We start from the raw sequence: 14,228 nt of genomic DNA on the forward strand, positions 1-14,228 counted from the left end.
GCTACTTCTTTTCGGTCGGGTCGAAACGGTGTGCGAACGCGGAGTCGTTGATGTGCATGGAGATGGTGACCGTGTAAATGCCCGTGGTCTGATCGAGGGCGACCGAGCCGGGAAGGGCATCGGCGAACCCGTCGAGGGCGCCGAGCGCGGTCAGCCACGCCGGAATGTCAGGCAGCACGGTACTCGTGGCGGTGAACGACACCGTGGCCACCCGTGATCCCTGCAATGGAGCCGTCGCCTGGGTGTAGGCCGCGAGCGGTGTTGCCGAATCGACCTGCACGCTGGTGATCGTCACGCTGGGCGGCAGGGTGTTCTGAACGGCGTCGAGGTAGGTCTTCCAGTCGATCTCGGTGGAAGCTCCCACCCGCTGGGCCGCCTCGGTGAGCGTGACCTGATTCTGCAGCGTTCGCACGGCAAAATATTGGCCCTGCTCGGTCAGCAGGGTCGCGGTGCGGGCCTGCTCGTCGGCCAGATTCGCCTGGGCCGTGTACGCGAGAGCGCTCGCCGAACCGACCAGCAGGGCTACGACTACCGCCACCCCGACCACACCGACGGTCAGCCGCCGACGTTGCTGCTGGCCACGACGTTCGGCGCGCACCTCGGGCGGGAGCAGGTCCACCCGCTGGTCGCCGCCGATGACCAGCAGGTCGTCTTTCGCATGGCGCCTCATGCTGCACGCCCGAGCGCAAGTCCGAGGGCCACGGTGTAGGCGGAGCTGTCGTGACGCAGCCCCTCGGCATCGATAGCGGATGCCAACCCCACCGTCGACAGCGGATCCCCGGTGGACACCCCCAGGCGGGTCAGTTTCGACACGGCCTCCGGCAGCCCCGGCATCTGGGCTCCTCCACCGCTGAGCACGATCGCGGTCACCGGGTCGCTGGGCCGCGTGTTGGCATAGTAGTTGAGGGTGTTGACGACGCTGCCGAGCTGATCGTTCATGATCTCCGCGATGATGGTGGCGCCGCGCGTGTCGATCGGGCCTGATCCGCCCTCTACAACCCCGTCGAACGGGACCGCATTTCGGGGGGTTCCGTGACGGGCGTCGGTGGCAGCGCGGGCCAACAGGCCGACGCGACGTTTGAGGAGGTCGGCGGTGGCGGCATCCGTTTTCAGGCCGGCAGCGACGCCCTGCGTGACGTCGTCGCCGCCCGTGGGGATGATGCGCACGAACTGCGGCACGCCCTGCCGAGTGATGACCACGCTCGTGGTCGTGGCACCGAGGTCGATCACCGCGACGACGCCGTCGATGCCAGGTCGGGTGACCAGCAGGCGACTGACCGCGAACGGAATCAGGTCGACGTCGATCGTGGTCAGGCCCGCCAGCCGGGCCGCCGACACGTTGGCGACCACCGCGGCCTTGACCGCCGCGATGAGCAGTCCGTTCACGGTGGGGCCGTGTTCGGTGGTGGATTCCGAAATGGGATAGAAGTCGAGCAGGGCGTCAGCGACGGGGACCGGCAGCAGGTCCTGCACCTCGAACGAAAGCGACTGGCGTATGCGGGCGAGCGACATTTTGGGCACGCTCAGGTCGCGGGCCAGCACCCGCTGGTTTCCCATGCCGAGTACGACCTGGCGGGAGCGAAACCCGCCACTCGACCACAGGGCTTTCAGCGCGGCAGCGACGGTGTGCGGTTCGAGTACCTCGCCGCCGCTCACCGCGCCGCTCGGCAGCGGCACCTCGTGGTAGCGCAGCACGGTGGGCCGGCTCTTGCCGGGGTTTCGAACCTCGACGGCACGAAGGTGCGCGGTGCCGATGTCTATTCCTACGACGCTCTGGGCCACGAGGAATGCTCCTTATATATAGTGACGGGTGAACTGACGAGTGGATGCTGGGCGCGGCCGGTCACTACGGAACCGTCGCACCCCGCGCGGTGAACGCCGAACTCACTTCAACCAGCAGGTTCACGCTGTAGTGGGCCGACACTGGCGAGAGGAATTTGGGCGGCGCAATGTAGCGAAAGCGCGGATCGTAAATGTAATTCTTGATGTAGCCGTTGCTGCCGGAGCGCACGATCCCGCGGTACTTCTGTGCGAGGGAACCGTTGATGGTGAGCGTTCCCTGCGCGCCGCCGCGGTCGTAGTTCTGCACCTGAATGGTGTGGTCGAGCGAGAGCATGGCCGCGTCGATGCGCCGATTGTCCGGCAGGATGGCACCGCCTGCACCGAGGCCAACCCCCGGGCAAATCACCCCATGCGTACTGTCGCAGTAGGGGTTCCAGACCCAGATGGCATTCTGCGCGACCAGCCCGAGCACGTCGGTGGAGGCATCCGAATAAATGATGTCGCCGGTGACGTAGAGAAAGTTGTCGGTGGCGATGGTCATCGTGCCGTCCAGGGTTCCCTTGACGAAGGCATCGCCCTTGCGGCAGTCATAGGACCGGGGGCTTGGCGCGGTTTCATGCGTCACGGGAAAGCCGATACCGTTGCCGACGGAGCAGGTGGCCGCGCTTTGGCCGCTCGGCCAGACGGTGCTGCTTGTATAGTTCGGATCAGTGATGATGCCCGGAACGCTTTGCACGAAGATCAGGTTCGCGTTCAACACCGGGACGGTGGCGCCGGCCGTCGAGCCGAGCTGGCCATTGGCCATTCCCGGAAGGCCGCAGGCCGCCGGTGTGCTGCCCGACGTCGCCGGGTCCCCGACGATGCGGGTCTTTTTGGTCCAGGGCGAACGGATGGTCATGGTGCCATCGCTGTTCAGCACGATGCTGGTCGGGCCGGTGTACAGGCAGCCCGGAGCGTCGACACCGGCGTCGGTTCGGGTTTCCTGCTTGAGCTGCATGTTGGTAGCCGGCATCGCGACGACCGGACTGGTGGTCGGCTGGCCGCCGTTGAATACTTGACCGGAGCAGGCGCCGCCGTTCGAGTTCTGTTTGAGGTAATTCGACCCGGTCGGACCCGGGCTGCCGGTGGTGACCAGCCCGTTGAACGTGGCATCACAGATGCGGATGGTGTCGTTGGAGTGCGCCGGACCGTTGAGGACGTCGCCGCCGCCGAAGGCGATATCGCTACAGGGTACTGAGCGACCCGCCCAGGCATAGGTATCGGCGCAGGCGGTCAGGCCGCTCTGCTCCGGATCCTGAATCTCATAGATCGTGAAATAGAGGTAGTCAATGAACCCGTCCTGGCGCAGGTTGGCAACGATGCTACGGGTGACGGTGCCCACCCGGCCGGTGGAGCGGATGCGCAGAACGCCCGAGGTGGAATAGGCGGAGTTGTCGACCTCGTACCGGTAGCTGGCCGTGCCGCCGCTGCCGCTGCCGGCAACGCTACCCCAGCCGCCCGCCGCTCCCACGGCGAACGCGGGATTGGGCGCCGAGGGAGGGGTCAGCGTGCTTCCGGCGCTGAAGGCGGCGGCCGAGTTGCCGTAATGATAGTAGGTGTTGTCGTTGGCCAGGCGGCTTTCGTATTCGGCGACCCCGGCATAGGCGGCGGCCATAGCGCCGTTCCAGTTTTGGTCACTCGTGGCCTTGAGGCTGCCGCTGACCGAGAAGGTCATAGCGGTAGCCACGAGCGTGAGCAGCAGCAGCCCGAGGCCGATCACGACGACGAGCGCCGCGCCGCGTTCGGAGGCGGCGTCCGGTTCATTCGGCCCGCGCCCGAGGCGCGCGCGAGCTGCGCGCACGAAGGCGGAGTCGCGCGCGTTCCACCGTGCGCTCATGGCCGGGCCGCCAGAGCCACGTTGGGCATACCGACCGTATTCTGTAGGGTGACGGCGCTGCGGGAATCTGTCACGCTGGCCTGCACGGTGAGATTCACCGAAATGGCGGCAATGCTGCGCAGCTCGGTGGCCGTGAAAGCACCGGCGCTGGCCACAGGCACTCCGGCGCTGTCCAGGTAGCGAAACAACGCGGTGCGACTCGGCGCGACGGTCTCGGCGACGATGCGCGTCGACTGGGGAGTCGTTTCGAAGGTGAAGAATCCGCCGGCGAGCGCGATCGAGGCCCACCGGGTCTCGATCAGGCGCCGGTCGGCGTCGACCGCCAGCTGGATCTTTACCGGTCGCTGCGCCGACATGCCGAGGTTGACGTAGGCGTACAGCGTGAGCGCTTCCGCGGTCGCTTGCTCGAGCGCTGGATCGGTGAGCGGATGCCCCGCCACGGGGTTCGCCGTGGCCGCGCGAATGACCCGGGCCACCTCGTTCATACCGTTGGACACCTGTCGGGTATTACTGCCGAGCGACTTGGCCTGATCGAGCGACCGGGTCGCAGAAATGTACAGTCCGGAGGTCATGGTCAGGAGCACGCCGAGCAGCACGATCGAGACGAGCAGTTCAACGAGGGAGAGCCCGCTCTCCCTGTTGCCTGCCCGCAGCAGCTGCCAGCGCGTCACGGGGCCACGACCAGGCGCGGGTCCAGCGTGACGACGGAACCGGCAATGCTGCCGCGAGTGAGCAGGGCCAGGTTCGACGCCGGGACCGGTGCCATTGTCGTGGCGCTGGAAGCACCAGAGAACAGTGCGAATGAACCGAACGGGAGGCCGAGTTGGGCCGAGGCCCCGGCGGGCAGCGGCCCGAAGCTAAAAGTGGTCCCGAGAGCACAGCCGGGGTCACCGGCCGCAACTCCGGCCGGCTGTGAGACGGCCAGCAGGTATTGCCCGGCCAGGCCGGCCACCGTGAATGCGCCGAGCGGCACGTCGACGTTCGCGCCGCCGCCGGGCAGCGTAGCCACGGGCGCGACCGCAGTGCCGATCGCTCCGTCGGCGGCCGGGGTGGTCCAGGCGGCCGGATCGACCGACACACAGCCGGGGGTGCTCGGGGTAGCCGCTATGAAACTGCCGGCGAAGGCTTCGTAGCCGGCAGCGAACGGATGCAATCGAAAGGTCTGCACGTTTGCATTGGTCGCGTTGACGGCCACGTAGGGCTTATAGGTGCTCCGAAAGGTGGTGCTCAGGTTGCTCGGCAGCAGGGTCGAGCCCGACGTGACGTTGGTGCCGTAGCGGGCGGTGACGATGCCGGCCAGGTCGTAGGCGAAGGCGACGGATGCCGCCCCGCCGGCCGCAACGCCGACCGTCTGGGTCGACGTGGTCGCCTGGTCCTTATTCACGAAGTTGGGGTAGGAGACGGTGACGTCGTAGGTGCCGGGCTTGACCTTGAGCAGGTAGCTGCAGCCCTGAGCATCCGTTGCCGGTGGGGCGACAGAAAGAGTTTGGGCACCGTTCGGCACCGCGTTCGGCACGGCGGAAATGGCCACGCCGGCGGCGCCGCTGCCGGAGGCGGTGAGCACGGAGACGAGGATGGTGCCGAGCGCCGGATCGTTGATGCGGCTGCCCGGGGCGAGCGCGCTGTCGGCACGTACGACGGGGGTTGTGGCGCGCATGCTGTCCCAGGTGACGGTGACGTTGACGCGGCGGTAACGAAGCTGGCCGCCGCCGGAACCGCAGTTGCCGTCGGCGCCGGTGGAGGTTTCCCAGTCGGTGGAGCGGTGCACACTGAAAGTAGTACCGTTCTGCACCACGGTGGAGGTGCGGGCGAGAACCTCGAAGACGTTGGGAGCCGAGCGTGCCAGGTCGATCTCCTGCGCGGCCAGGTTCACGGCGGATTCGCGGGACCGGGCGTCGTTGCTGAGGTAAAGCGAGGTGACGATGCCGTAGCCAACGCCGACGGCGATGATGGCGAAGATCAGCATGGCGACGAGCACTTCGATGAGGCTGATGCCGGCCTCTGCATTGCTGTTGGTGGCGAGGCGGCGGTCCAGGTGACGCAGCAGGGTGTTCACATGAGCCTCCTTCGCGAGAATCAGGTCGAGGGTGAGACGGAGCCGCGCGGCCAGGGGGACCCGAAGGCCCGCCCCGGCTCACGCCGGTGCATCGGTGAAGCGATGCTTTGAGCGGATGCTTGCGGCGAGGCCGGCGCATCCGCTGCCTGACTACCAGGTGCAGGTCGCGGGTGCAGCGGTGGTGGCGTTGTTGGTGATTCCGAGCGACTCGGTCACGTAGTACTTGGCCGTAGTCGAGCTCGTGGCGCCGATGCAGAACGTCGTCGTCGTGAGGTTCTTGTAGCTGATCGACGTCGTGTTCGGGCCCTTGGTGTAGCCGTAGCTGGCGGCGCCGGCGATCGACGAGATGTCGAGGGCGGTAGCCGGCATGGCGCCGGTCTCGGTCTGAACGGCGATGATGGCGGTCTTGGCGTTGGCGAGGTCGCTCTTCACGCTGGCGTCCTTGGCGTTGTTCTGCACACCCAGGTAGACCGGGATGGCGATGGCCGCGAGAATTCCGATGATGATCACGACGACGAGCAGCTCGATCAACGTGAACCCTCTCTGGTTCTCGGTGAAGCGTGCGCGGCGCAGGTTGAGGGAAGCGAGCAGGCGAGTGATCATGGTGTGTCCATTCGGGTTGGAGTGGGCCGTACGAGAGCGAGCCGGGTAAGGACTCGTGATGCTGTGAAACGTGCTGCGGTGAAGCTGTGCGACCGAGGGTGCGATCGGAGCTTCAGATTAGGGGCGAGATTTTCTCGCGCACGACCCACATTCGAGGGTGATTTGGGGTTTTACCCACCCCCACAAGGAAGGGCACCCAGAAGGGATCGACCCGTCCGTACACGGCGCGCCAAATGCCCCCACCGAGGCAGGGGTCAGCTGGCAGCCAAAGGACTACTTAATCATGCTGGCGATGCTGAAGATGGGCAGGTAGAGGGCGACGACCATGCCGCCGATGACCACGCCCAGAAAGGCGATCAGCAGCGGCTCGATCATGGCGGTGAGCTGCTCGGTGGCCGCCTGCACCTCCTGATCGTAGAAGTCGGCGATCTTGTCGAGCATCAACTCGAGCGTGCCGGCATCCTCTCCCACGGCGATCATCTGGGTGACCATGGCGGGAAAGATCGCGTGCTCCTGCAGCGGCTCCGAAATCGACTGGCCGCGGCGCACGCCCTCGGCCACCTGGGTCAGGGCATTCTCGATGGCCCAGTTGCCGCTGGTCTCCCCCACGATCTTGAGGGCCTGCAGAATGGGCACACCGGCGCCGAGCATGTTGGCGAAGTTGCGGCTGAACCGCGCCACGGAGATCTTCTTCTGCAGGGGGCCGAACACCGGCACCTTCAGCCGCAGCGGGTCGAGCACCCGGCGTACCGGGTCGGTGTGTTTGTTGCGACGCCACCACAGGGCGAAGGCGATGCCGGCGACGAGGCCGATTGGCACGATGTAGATCATCGACTCCGACATCGACACGAGCAGCTGGGTGGGCAGCGGCAGCGCACCGCCGAGCCCGGCGAACATGTCCTGAAAAATGGGCACGATGAAGATCAGCATGATCGCCACAGCGGCGACCGACATCGAGAGCACGATGACTGGGTAGGTCATGGCCGACTTGATGGTGCCGCGCAGCTTGACCTCCTTCTCGAAGTTCTCGGCGATCGAGTCCAGGGCCCGGTCGAGAAAGCCGCCGGTTTCGCCGGCCCGCACCATGTTGACCATGATCGGCGGGAAGGCCAGCGGATGCTGCGCGAGCGCCTCCGAGATCGACTGGCCGGCCTCGACGTCGTCCCGCACCAGAGTGAGCACCGCAGCGAGAGGCTTACTCTCGGTCTGCTCGGTGAGGATGCGCAGCGCCCGCAGCAGCGAGAGTCCGGCCGAGATCATGGTCGCGAACTGCCGACTCATGATGGCGAGGTCTTTCAGGCTGACCGCGCGCGAAAAGCCCGGCAGCGAGATGGACCGCGCCATTCCCGTCGCCGGCGGGGCTTCCACGATCGACACCGGCGCGATGCCCTGCGAGTTGAGTCTGGCGGCAACCTGCCCCGAATTGAGCGCGTCGACGCGCCCTTTCACGTTCTTACCCCGGGTGTCACGGCCGGTGTAGCTGAAGACCAGTGTCTGCGGCATCAGAGAACCGCGCGGGCGAACCCGGCGTTGTAGTCGGCATCGCGGCCGGTGTCGTAGCCGCCGGCCGATTCTGTGCCGGCGCCGCTGTACCTGCTCGCGTCCGCGAAGGCGAAGCCCCCGCTGCCCGCCGCCGATTCGCTGCGGTGGATCAGCAGCTCAACCCCGATGACGTCGTGGGCCTTGGCGAGCGCGGCCGTGCGGGTGATCTGGCCGGTGTTGACCAGTTCGGCGAGGTGCTGGTCCATGGTGTGCATGCCCTTGTCCCGGCCGGTCTGCATCATGGATTCGATCTGGTGCGTTTTGCCCTCGCGAATGAGGTTGGCGATGGCCGGCGTGGTGACGAGCACCTCGGTGGCGGCAACCCGGCCGGAACCGTTCGCCCACTTCACCAGGGTCTGGCAGACCACACCCTGCAGCGTTTGGGCGAGCTGCGCCCGCACCTGGTTCTGCTGGTGCGGTGGAAACACGTCGATGATGCGGTCGATCGTCTGGGCAGCACTCTGGGTGTGCAGGGTCGCGAACACGAGGTGGCCAGTTTCGGCGGCGGTCAGCGCCACCTGAATGGTCTCGAGATCGCGCAGCTCACCGATGAGAATTACGTCGGGGTCCTGCCGAAGCACGTGCTTCAAAGCGGATGCGAAACTCGCCGTATCGTGCCCCACCTCGCGTTGGGTCACGATTGATTTCTTGTGCGCGTGCAGAAACTCGATCGGGTCTTCCACAGTGACGATGTGGTCGGCTCTGGTGCTGTTCACGAGGTCGACGAGGGCGGCCAGTGTGGTGGACTTGCCAGAGCCGGTGGGCCCGGACACGAGCACCAGGCCGCGGGGCAGCCCGGCGAACGCGGCCACCGATTGCGGAATACCGAGGGCTTTGAGGTCTTTGATCTCGCTCGGAATGAGCCGAAAGACCGCACCGACGGCGCCACGCTGCTGGTGTACGTTGACCCGGAAGCGGCTGAACGTGCCGGTGACACCGGCGTCCTCCAGCGTGTAGGCGAAGTCGAGTTCGTGGTCGCGATCAAAGCTGGCCTGCTGGGCGCAGGTGAGAATGCTGCGAATCGCGACGTCTGCCTTCTGGCTCGACCAGGCCGGGCCGATGCCCACCGGGCCCAGATCGCCGTCGCGGCGAATGCTCGGCGGTGCGGCGACGGAGACGTGCAGGTCGGAAGCCTGGCGCAGCACGACCTCAGTGAGCGCTTCGATTAGATCGGGGTCTGGTGCGCCGAGCACGTCCGGGACCGCAGCGTCGACGCTGCGCAGAATGCGGTCTCCGGGCACGCTTCGCAGCGCCACGCGGTGCCTGCGGTTCGTGGGCAGCACACGGATTTCGTCTCGGTGGGTGGCGTTCACGGCAGCGGAAGCCGAGACCGGGGTGAAGCCCGGCAGGGGGGCAAGCACGAAGCCGCCGTCTGGCGACGCGGTGTGATCGAACAGCGCAGAGATTTTCGGGTCGTCCATATTCAATCCTTTTCGCAGAGCAAGTGTCGGGTACTGATTGCCGCGGAACAGGTACGGCCGTGCGGGTCGTTCACGAACGGATGCCGAGGGTGCGGCATACGGTCGAAGCAGGCCTCGCAAGAATGGAGCCAGAGGGTAAGTCTTGTTCGCGAGAGGTCTACGTAAGGCGCAACGTTATTGAGGCTGGCGGTGCGGCGATAGTCCCGCGATCTGGGGGTCTGCGGGCCCGTGAATCTGCCGCCACGATAGCCGCCAGCGGGCACACGAAAGCCCCCGGCACTCAAGGCATCGGGGACTGAGGCGTGGCGTCGGGTTACTTGGCGCGCGTAATACCGGCTGGATCCAGCAGCACGTAGATCGTGCCGGTAATGGTCATCGTGTTCTCGTCCGCTCCGTCACCGGTATCGGTCTGCACCGTGGAAATAGCGATGCTTCGCTGGCCGTGTTGCAGGCCCGCCACGAAGTCGAAGAGATTACTGTGGGGGCCGGCAATCGTCATCGAAACGGTCACAGCCAGATAGTTCTCCGGGGTGAGTGATGACTCCGCCGCGTTAGCCGCCGTGGCGTCTGCTGCAGGTGCTGTGACGGTCTCTGCCGTTGTTGCACTGTCAGCTGCCGGCACTGGGGCGGGGAGAAAAGCAACCGCATCGCTGATGGCCAGCGAATTCAGTGTTACGCCATTCTGGCGGGCGATGACTCCCACCTCATCGAGAAATTTGGGAATCCCGGCATCAACGGGGACCGCGTCCTGCAAGGTGGAGAGGTAGGTGCGGAGTTCCGCGATGCCGGCAAAATTCCGCTTGAGAACGATCAGGTCAGCCGCCTGCTCAGCATTTTGCGCCAATACCGCCGTGCGTTGGGAGTTCGCGGCCTGAATCTCGTCCAGTTTTGGCGCGATCCCCAAAAGTCCACCAAGAACGACCGAAGCGCCCATGATCAAGATCAGCACGGCACCGAATAGTCTGTTGCGAGTCATGATCTCACTGCCCCCCAGCGATACGGTTGGATCGCGCATCCTCATTGATATTGATGACCATCTCGACTACGTATTGGCCGGTCTCCGTGCGCGTCACCGAGCCCGGGTGGGCATCCGCGTAGCCGGGAAGCGTTCGCAGATTCGTCAGCCACATGGGCACCGCCGGCAGCGTCGGGCTGGTCAAGCTCAGTCTCAGGCTGGCAACGCGTGGGTTGTACAGGGGCACGATGCTCTGCTCGTATTCCACCCAGGGCGAACCAGAGCCGATCGAGATGGCCTCAATGGTGACATCGGAGGGCAGACTTGCCCGCACGGCCACCAGGTAGGCGCGCCAATCGATCTCGGTCGCGGCCGCCAGCTGGCGCGCCACCGCCGTCATATCGATTTGATTTTGGATGCTGCGAACCTCTGAGTATTTGGCCGACTCCAGCATCAGTTCGTTCGTGCGAGCCTCGGCTGCGCTCAGCTTGGACTGTGCGCCCGCGGCCTGGACCGTCACTGTTGCGACGACGGCAATGACGACCAGCACGACGCCGGCGGCCACGATCGACATGACTCGGCGGAGCAGCCTCCCCTGGCGCGCGGCTTTGAGCTCGGGGGGAAGCAGTTCTGCTCGCGGTTCACCGCCGAGGATCAGCTCATGGCCATCTGTTGCCCGTTTCATGCTTTACTCCCCAATGCCAGACCCAGAGCGGCAACAAAGGTGCACTCGGAGTTCTCTAAGTCTGCTTGATTGACGTCTGGACCGAGCTCCAGCCCGCCGTAGGGCTGGGCCGGAACGACTGGAAAACGGGTCAGCTCACTGAGCGCGGCACCGAATCCGTCGAGCCGGGCGCCTCCGCCCATGAGCACGATGCGGTCGATCGGCAGCTCCGGCCGGTTGTTGGTGAAGTACGCGACGGTGTTGCGCAGGCTCTCCAGCAGTTCCGAGGTAATCTCCCGAATGATCGTGGCGGCTATCTCATCTTCGGGTGCCGCCTCATCGGACAGACCCAGCCGCTTCTTCAGCACCTCGGCCGCCTCCTCGTCAACACCGAGGCGCACGCGTAGCGCTTTGGTGAGCTGATTACCGCCGGAGGGAATCACTCGCACGAACTGCGGCACTCCATTCGAGGAGATGAGCACGCTCGACGAGCCGCCACCGATATCAATCTGCACGATCACGTCGGGGGTGGTCACCGCACGGCTGATGGCACGACTGCGAGCGAACGACATAATGTCAACGGTGACGGTGTGCAGTCCGGCCAGCCTCGCGGCCTTGATGTGCGACTGCACGACGTCTTTCATGGCGGCGATCAGCAGCCCGGAGATTTGCGGGCCAGACTCACCATCGCTGTCGACTTCGGCAATGGGGTAGAAGTCGAGCAGCGCCTCCGCGGTGGGAAACGACAGCAGGTCCTGCACCTGAAAGGGCAGTGACTCGCGAATGCGGCGCAGGGACATCTTGGGCACGGTCAGGTTGCGTACGACCATGCGGTGGTAACCCATGCCGAGTACGACGTCTTTGGTCGTGAATCCGCCGCTCGCCCACATTCGCTTGAGCGCAGCGGCGACGACCGCCGGTTCGAGCACTTCGCCGCGGCTGACCGCACCGAAGGGGAGGGGTTCTTCATGGCAGCGCACCAGCAGGGGGTGATCCGTTTCCGCATCCCGCACTTCTACGGCCCGCACGGCGGTGGTGCCGATATCGATTCCGACCACACGTGTAGTCATTTGTTTCCCCCAGTGAGAAGTTGGTTCGTGAGCGGTGGTCGAGGAGCGGGTCGAACTGGTCGTGGCGACTGAGGCCCGTTAAGCGAGGCCGTACAGCATGAGGTAACCGAGCCCGATCTGGTCGCCGAAGAATGCACCGAGCCAGGCGCCGAGCAGCATCCACGGGCCGAATGGAATGCTGCTGCGTCGCTTGGCTCTACGCGTCGCGAGCAGAAGGAGCCCGAACACGCCGCCGAGCAGAAAAGCGCCGAACGCCCCCACGATGAGCGGTGCCCACCCCAGATAGCCGAGGTAGAGACCGAGCAGGCCGGCCAGTTTCACGTCGCCGAGCCCCATACCTCCGGGGCTGATCAGCGCCAGGGCCAGGTAGAGGCCGAACAGTGCTCCCGCCCCGATGAGGGCGGTGAGCAGGCGACCGGGCTCCCCCGCTACGAGCGCAGCCGCCCCGAGCAGAACTGCGGCGACGGGGTAAGCGGGCAGCAGAATGCGATTCGGCAGGGTGTGCGTGTCGAGGTCGATCATGGCCAGGGCCACGCTGATCGCCGCCAGGTAGAGAAACGCCGCGAGCACGATGAGCTCAGTGGCCAGGGTGTTGGTGGCGGTCGTCACGGCCGCCCAGCCAAAATCGGCGGACGAGAACACCCAGAGGGCGACGACAGCGAAGAACACCGCAGTGCCGAGTTCGATCATGGGGTAGCGGGGCGAGATGGGAGCCTTGCAGTCGCGGCATTCCCCGCGCAGTACGAACCAGCTCAAAACCGGGATGTTGTCGTACGGCCGAATGCGCGCACCGCAACTGCCGCACGCACTCGGCGGGGAAACGATGGAGCGGCCGGCCGGTATGCGGTAGATCACCACGTTGAGAAAAGAGCCGATGATGGCGCCAAGAATGCCGAAGATCCCAGCAACGGTGCTAGCCATTGAGGTCTCGAATCGATTGCCGTGCACCCAACGGAGAAGTCCCCAAATCTGTTGCTTCGCTGCCGCCCGAGGTCGGACCAGGAAAACCGACCTCAGCGTACGTGTAGACACCGGAGGTGCCCAATTTCACGGTTCCGCCCCAAATTTGACCCCGCCATTGAGATGAGGTGGAGATATTTACGTTGCAGGGCGTGTAGACCATCACATCAACGTTTACGTTGACTTTGACGGACTCAATTACCGAGAAGTCGCCGGCCTTAGCATTACATTTCGCCTTGTTGTTTGGCGACTTGTCGGACGTCACCAACCAGAGTTTTTGCTTCGCCGCGGCATCGATCTGGGCGGTCTCACGAAATTGAAAACTATCCGCGACGATAGCGATGTCGCTGCTGATGATCAGGGTTCCGTCGGTTGAGACGTCGACACCATCGGCGCACTCGATGATTCCAGGGGCGCCAGCAAGATCGTCGGCGGCCAATTGCAGGGCGGTGAGTGTGCACGTACCTTCAATTGAGACCACGTTTTCAAAATAGGCCCAAGCGGCCTGATCCTTCTGACTCTTTACCTTCGTCGGCCCGGCACCGTTTGTCTTGGAGTACTTGTACTTCAGGTCGTACCATCCGGGATCGACGAATTCCGGTTTCGCGTCGGCCACAGCAGTGCCGTGCACTGCTGCCGAGCCGCTTATCGATATTTTGCCGGATACCCAGACGTTGCCGAAAACGCCGCAGGACTCGCCCAAGGTCAGATCACCCTTGTAGAGGAGCACGTCGACAACGTTGGCGCCAGAACTGATGCAACTTGCGTCTCCGTTGCGCACAATAATTGATGACTCGTCTGCATGGATCGTCACGGACTCGATGACGGAAAAGTCAGAATCCGCGTAGATGGCGATTCCGGCAGCCTTGCCGGATCCTTTCGCATTTACGGCATAGATTGCTTCGACGATTCGAGAATCTCCGGTGTTGTTGCCGGCCTGACCGTTCTGAGTGGCTTCGCCGGTGGAGATGATCTTTACGCGCTCGGCGTTAGCCGCCGGGCACCCAGGGAACCAATTCTCATCCGGCCCACCCGCGACGGGTGTCGGATCCAAACTATAAAAGACGTCAACTGTCGAAATGGGAGTGGTGGTGCCCCACTGCTCTTTACAGGTGGGCTGGCTCAGATTGCCCAGTGCGGCATCGACACCGGCCTCGGCCGCGGCCTGGGACTGAACGGCCGCGCGGGCGGCGCTGCTCACGCCGATCGAGTTCATCGTCGAAGCCGCGATAGCGAGGGTAGCCACACCGGCAACTCCCATGAGACCGATGACGGCGAGCATGCTGCTGCCGTGCTCGG

The 14,228-nt window shown here is 64.8% G+C and carries 13 protein-coding genes; all 13 read right to left on the reverse strand.

Annotation, left to right across the window (positions count from 1 at the left end):
- Position 1: 1 nt before the first annotated feature.
- The 13 genes from E3T29_RS10450 to E3T29_RS10510 all read right to left on the reverse strand — a co-directional run bounded on the left by E3T29_RS10450 (position 2) and on the right by E3T29_RS10510 (position 14,211).
- Positions 2-670, reverse strand: a complete 669-nt coding sequence (locus E3T29_RS10450; protein WP_134345349.1) for a hypothetical protein — start codon at positions 668-670, stop codon at positions 2-4.
- Positions 667-1,782: a type IV pilus assembly protein PilM gene (gene pilM / locus E3T29_RS10455; protein ID WP_134345350.1), complete on the reverse strand. Its 1,116-nt coding sequence runs from the start codon at positions 1,780-1,782 to the stop codon at positions 667-669. Before pilM (E3T29_RS10455) ends, E3T29_RS10450 begins: the two co-directional genes overlap by 4 nt.
- Before the next feature lie 64 nt (positions 1,783-1,846).
- Positions 1,847-3,658 (reverse strand): hypothetical protein, encoded by a 1,812-nt coding sequence (locus tag E3T29_RS10460; RefSeq protein WP_241987756.1) that lies wholly within the window; start codon positions 3,656-3,658, stop codon positions 1,847-1,849.
- A complete protein-coding gene (locus tag E3T29_RS10465; RefSeq protein ID WP_166789931.1) occupies positions 3,655-4,329 on the reverse strand; it encodes a type II secretion system protein J in 675 nt (224 codons plus the stop codon). The genes E3T29_RS10460 and E3T29_RS10465 overlap by 4 nt, the downstream gene beginning before the upstream one ends.
- Entirely contained in the window at positions 4,326-5,714 is a 1,389-nt protein-coding gene (locus E3T29_RS10470) for a type II secretion system protein (RefSeq protein WP_166789932.1), read from the reverse strand. The genes E3T29_RS10465 and E3T29_RS10470 overlap by 4 nt, the downstream gene beginning before the upstream one ends.
- A gap of 150 nt (positions 5,715-5,864) precedes the next feature.
- Entirely contained in the window at positions 5,865-6,317 is a 453-nt protein-coding gene (locus E3T29_RS20700) for a prepilin-type N-terminal cleavage/methylation domain-containing protein (protein ID WP_198417746.1), read from the reverse strand.
- A 273-nt stretch (positions 6,318-6,590) separates the two neighbouring features.
- A complete protein-coding gene (locus E3T29_RS10480; protein ID WP_134345353.1) occupies positions 6,591-7,820 on the reverse strand; it encodes a type II secretion system F family protein in 1,230 nt (409 codons plus the stop codon).
- Entirely contained in the window at positions 7,820-9,280 is a 1,461-nt protein-coding gene (locus tag E3T29_RS10485) for a type IV pilus twitching motility protein PilT (RefSeq protein WP_134345354.1), read from the reverse strand. Before E3T29_RS10485 ends, E3T29_RS10480 begins: the two co-directional genes overlap by 1 nt.
- A gap of 313 nt (positions 9,281-9,593) precedes the next feature.
- Positions 9,594-10,229, reverse strand: coding sequence for a hypothetical protein (locus tag E3T29_RS10490; RefSeq protein ID WP_134345355.1), 636 nt, complete (start codon positions 10,227-10,229; stop codon positions 9,594-9,596).
- Between the two features lie 31 nt (positions 10,230-10,260).
- Complete coding sequence (locus E3T29_RS10495; protein ID WP_134345356.1) at positions 10,261-10,920, reverse strand: hypothetical protein; 660 nt, start codon at positions 10,918-10,920, stop codon at positions 10,261-10,263.
- On the reverse strand, positions 10,917-11,969 hold the full coding sequence (pilM, locus tag E3T29_RS10500; protein ID WP_134345357.1) for a type IV pilus assembly protein PilM: 1,053 nt from the start codon (positions 11,967-11,969) through the stop codon (positions 10,917-10,919). Before pilM (E3T29_RS10500) ends, E3T29_RS10495 begins: the two co-directional genes overlap by 4 nt.
- Positions 11,970-12,047: 78 nt before the next feature.
- Complete coding sequence (locus tag E3T29_RS10505; RefSeq protein WP_134345358.1) at positions 12,048-12,890, reverse strand: A24 family peptidase; 843 nt, start codon at positions 12,888-12,890, stop codon at positions 12,048-12,050.
- The gene (locus E3T29_RS10510; protein WP_134345359.1) at positions 12,883-14,211 is read right to left on the reverse strand and encodes a hypothetical protein; all 1,329 of its coding nucleotides are present in this window, start codon (positions 14,209-14,211) and stop codon (positions 12,883-12,885) included. The genes E3T29_RS10505 and E3T29_RS10510 overlap by 8 nt, the downstream gene beginning before the upstream one ends.
- Positions 14,212-14,228 lie beyond the last annotated feature (17 nt).

This window comes from Cryobacterium sp. TMT1-66-1 (genome assembly GCF_004403435.1).
Taxonomy (GTDB): domain Bacteria; phylum Actinomycetota; class Actinomycetes; order Actinomycetales; family Microbacteriaceae; genus Cryobacterium; species Cryobacterium flavum.

What these genes read in the sequence shown, in the direction of transcription:
- E3T29_RS10450 (WP_134345349.1), bottom strand. Translation starts at nt 670, where the DNA reads ATGAGGCGCCATGCGAAAGACGACCTGCTGGTCATCGGCGGCGACCAG.
- E3T29_RS10460 (WP_241987756.1), bottom strand. Translation starts at nt 3,658, where the DNA reads ATGAGCGCACGGTGGAACGCGCGCGACTCCGCCTTCGTGCGCGCAGCT.
- E3T29_RS20700 (WP_198417746.1), bottom strand. Translation starts at nt 6,317, where the DNA reads ATGATCACTCGCCTGCTCGCTTCCCTCAACCTGCGCCGCGCACGCTTC.
- E3T29_RS10480 (WP_134345353.1), bottom strand. Translation starts at nt 7,820, where the DNA reads ATGCCGCAGACACTGGTCTTCAGCTACACCGGCCGTGACACCCGGGGT.
- E3T29_RS10485 (WP_134345354.1), bottom strand. Translation starts at nt 9,280, where the DNA reads ATGGACGACCCGAAAATCTCTGCGCTGTTCGATCACACCGCGTCGCCA.
- E3T29_RS10495 (WP_134345356.1), bottom strand. Translation starts at nt 10,920, where the DNA reads ATGAAACGGGCAACAGATGGCCATGAGCTGATCCTCGGCGGTGAACCG.
- pilM (WP_134345357.1), bottom strand. Translation starts at nt 11,969, where the DNA reads ATGACTACACGTGTGGTCGGAATCGATATCGGCACCACCGCCGTGCGG.
- E3T29_RS10505 (WP_134345358.1), bottom strand. Translation starts at nt 12,890, where the DNA reads ATGGCTAGCACCGTTGCTGGGATCTTCGGCATTCTTGGCGCCATCATC.
- E3T29_RS10510 (WP_134345359.1), bottom strand. Translation starts at nt 14,211, where the DNA reads ATGCTCGCCGTCATCGGTCTCATGGGAGTTGCCGGTGTGGCTACCCTC.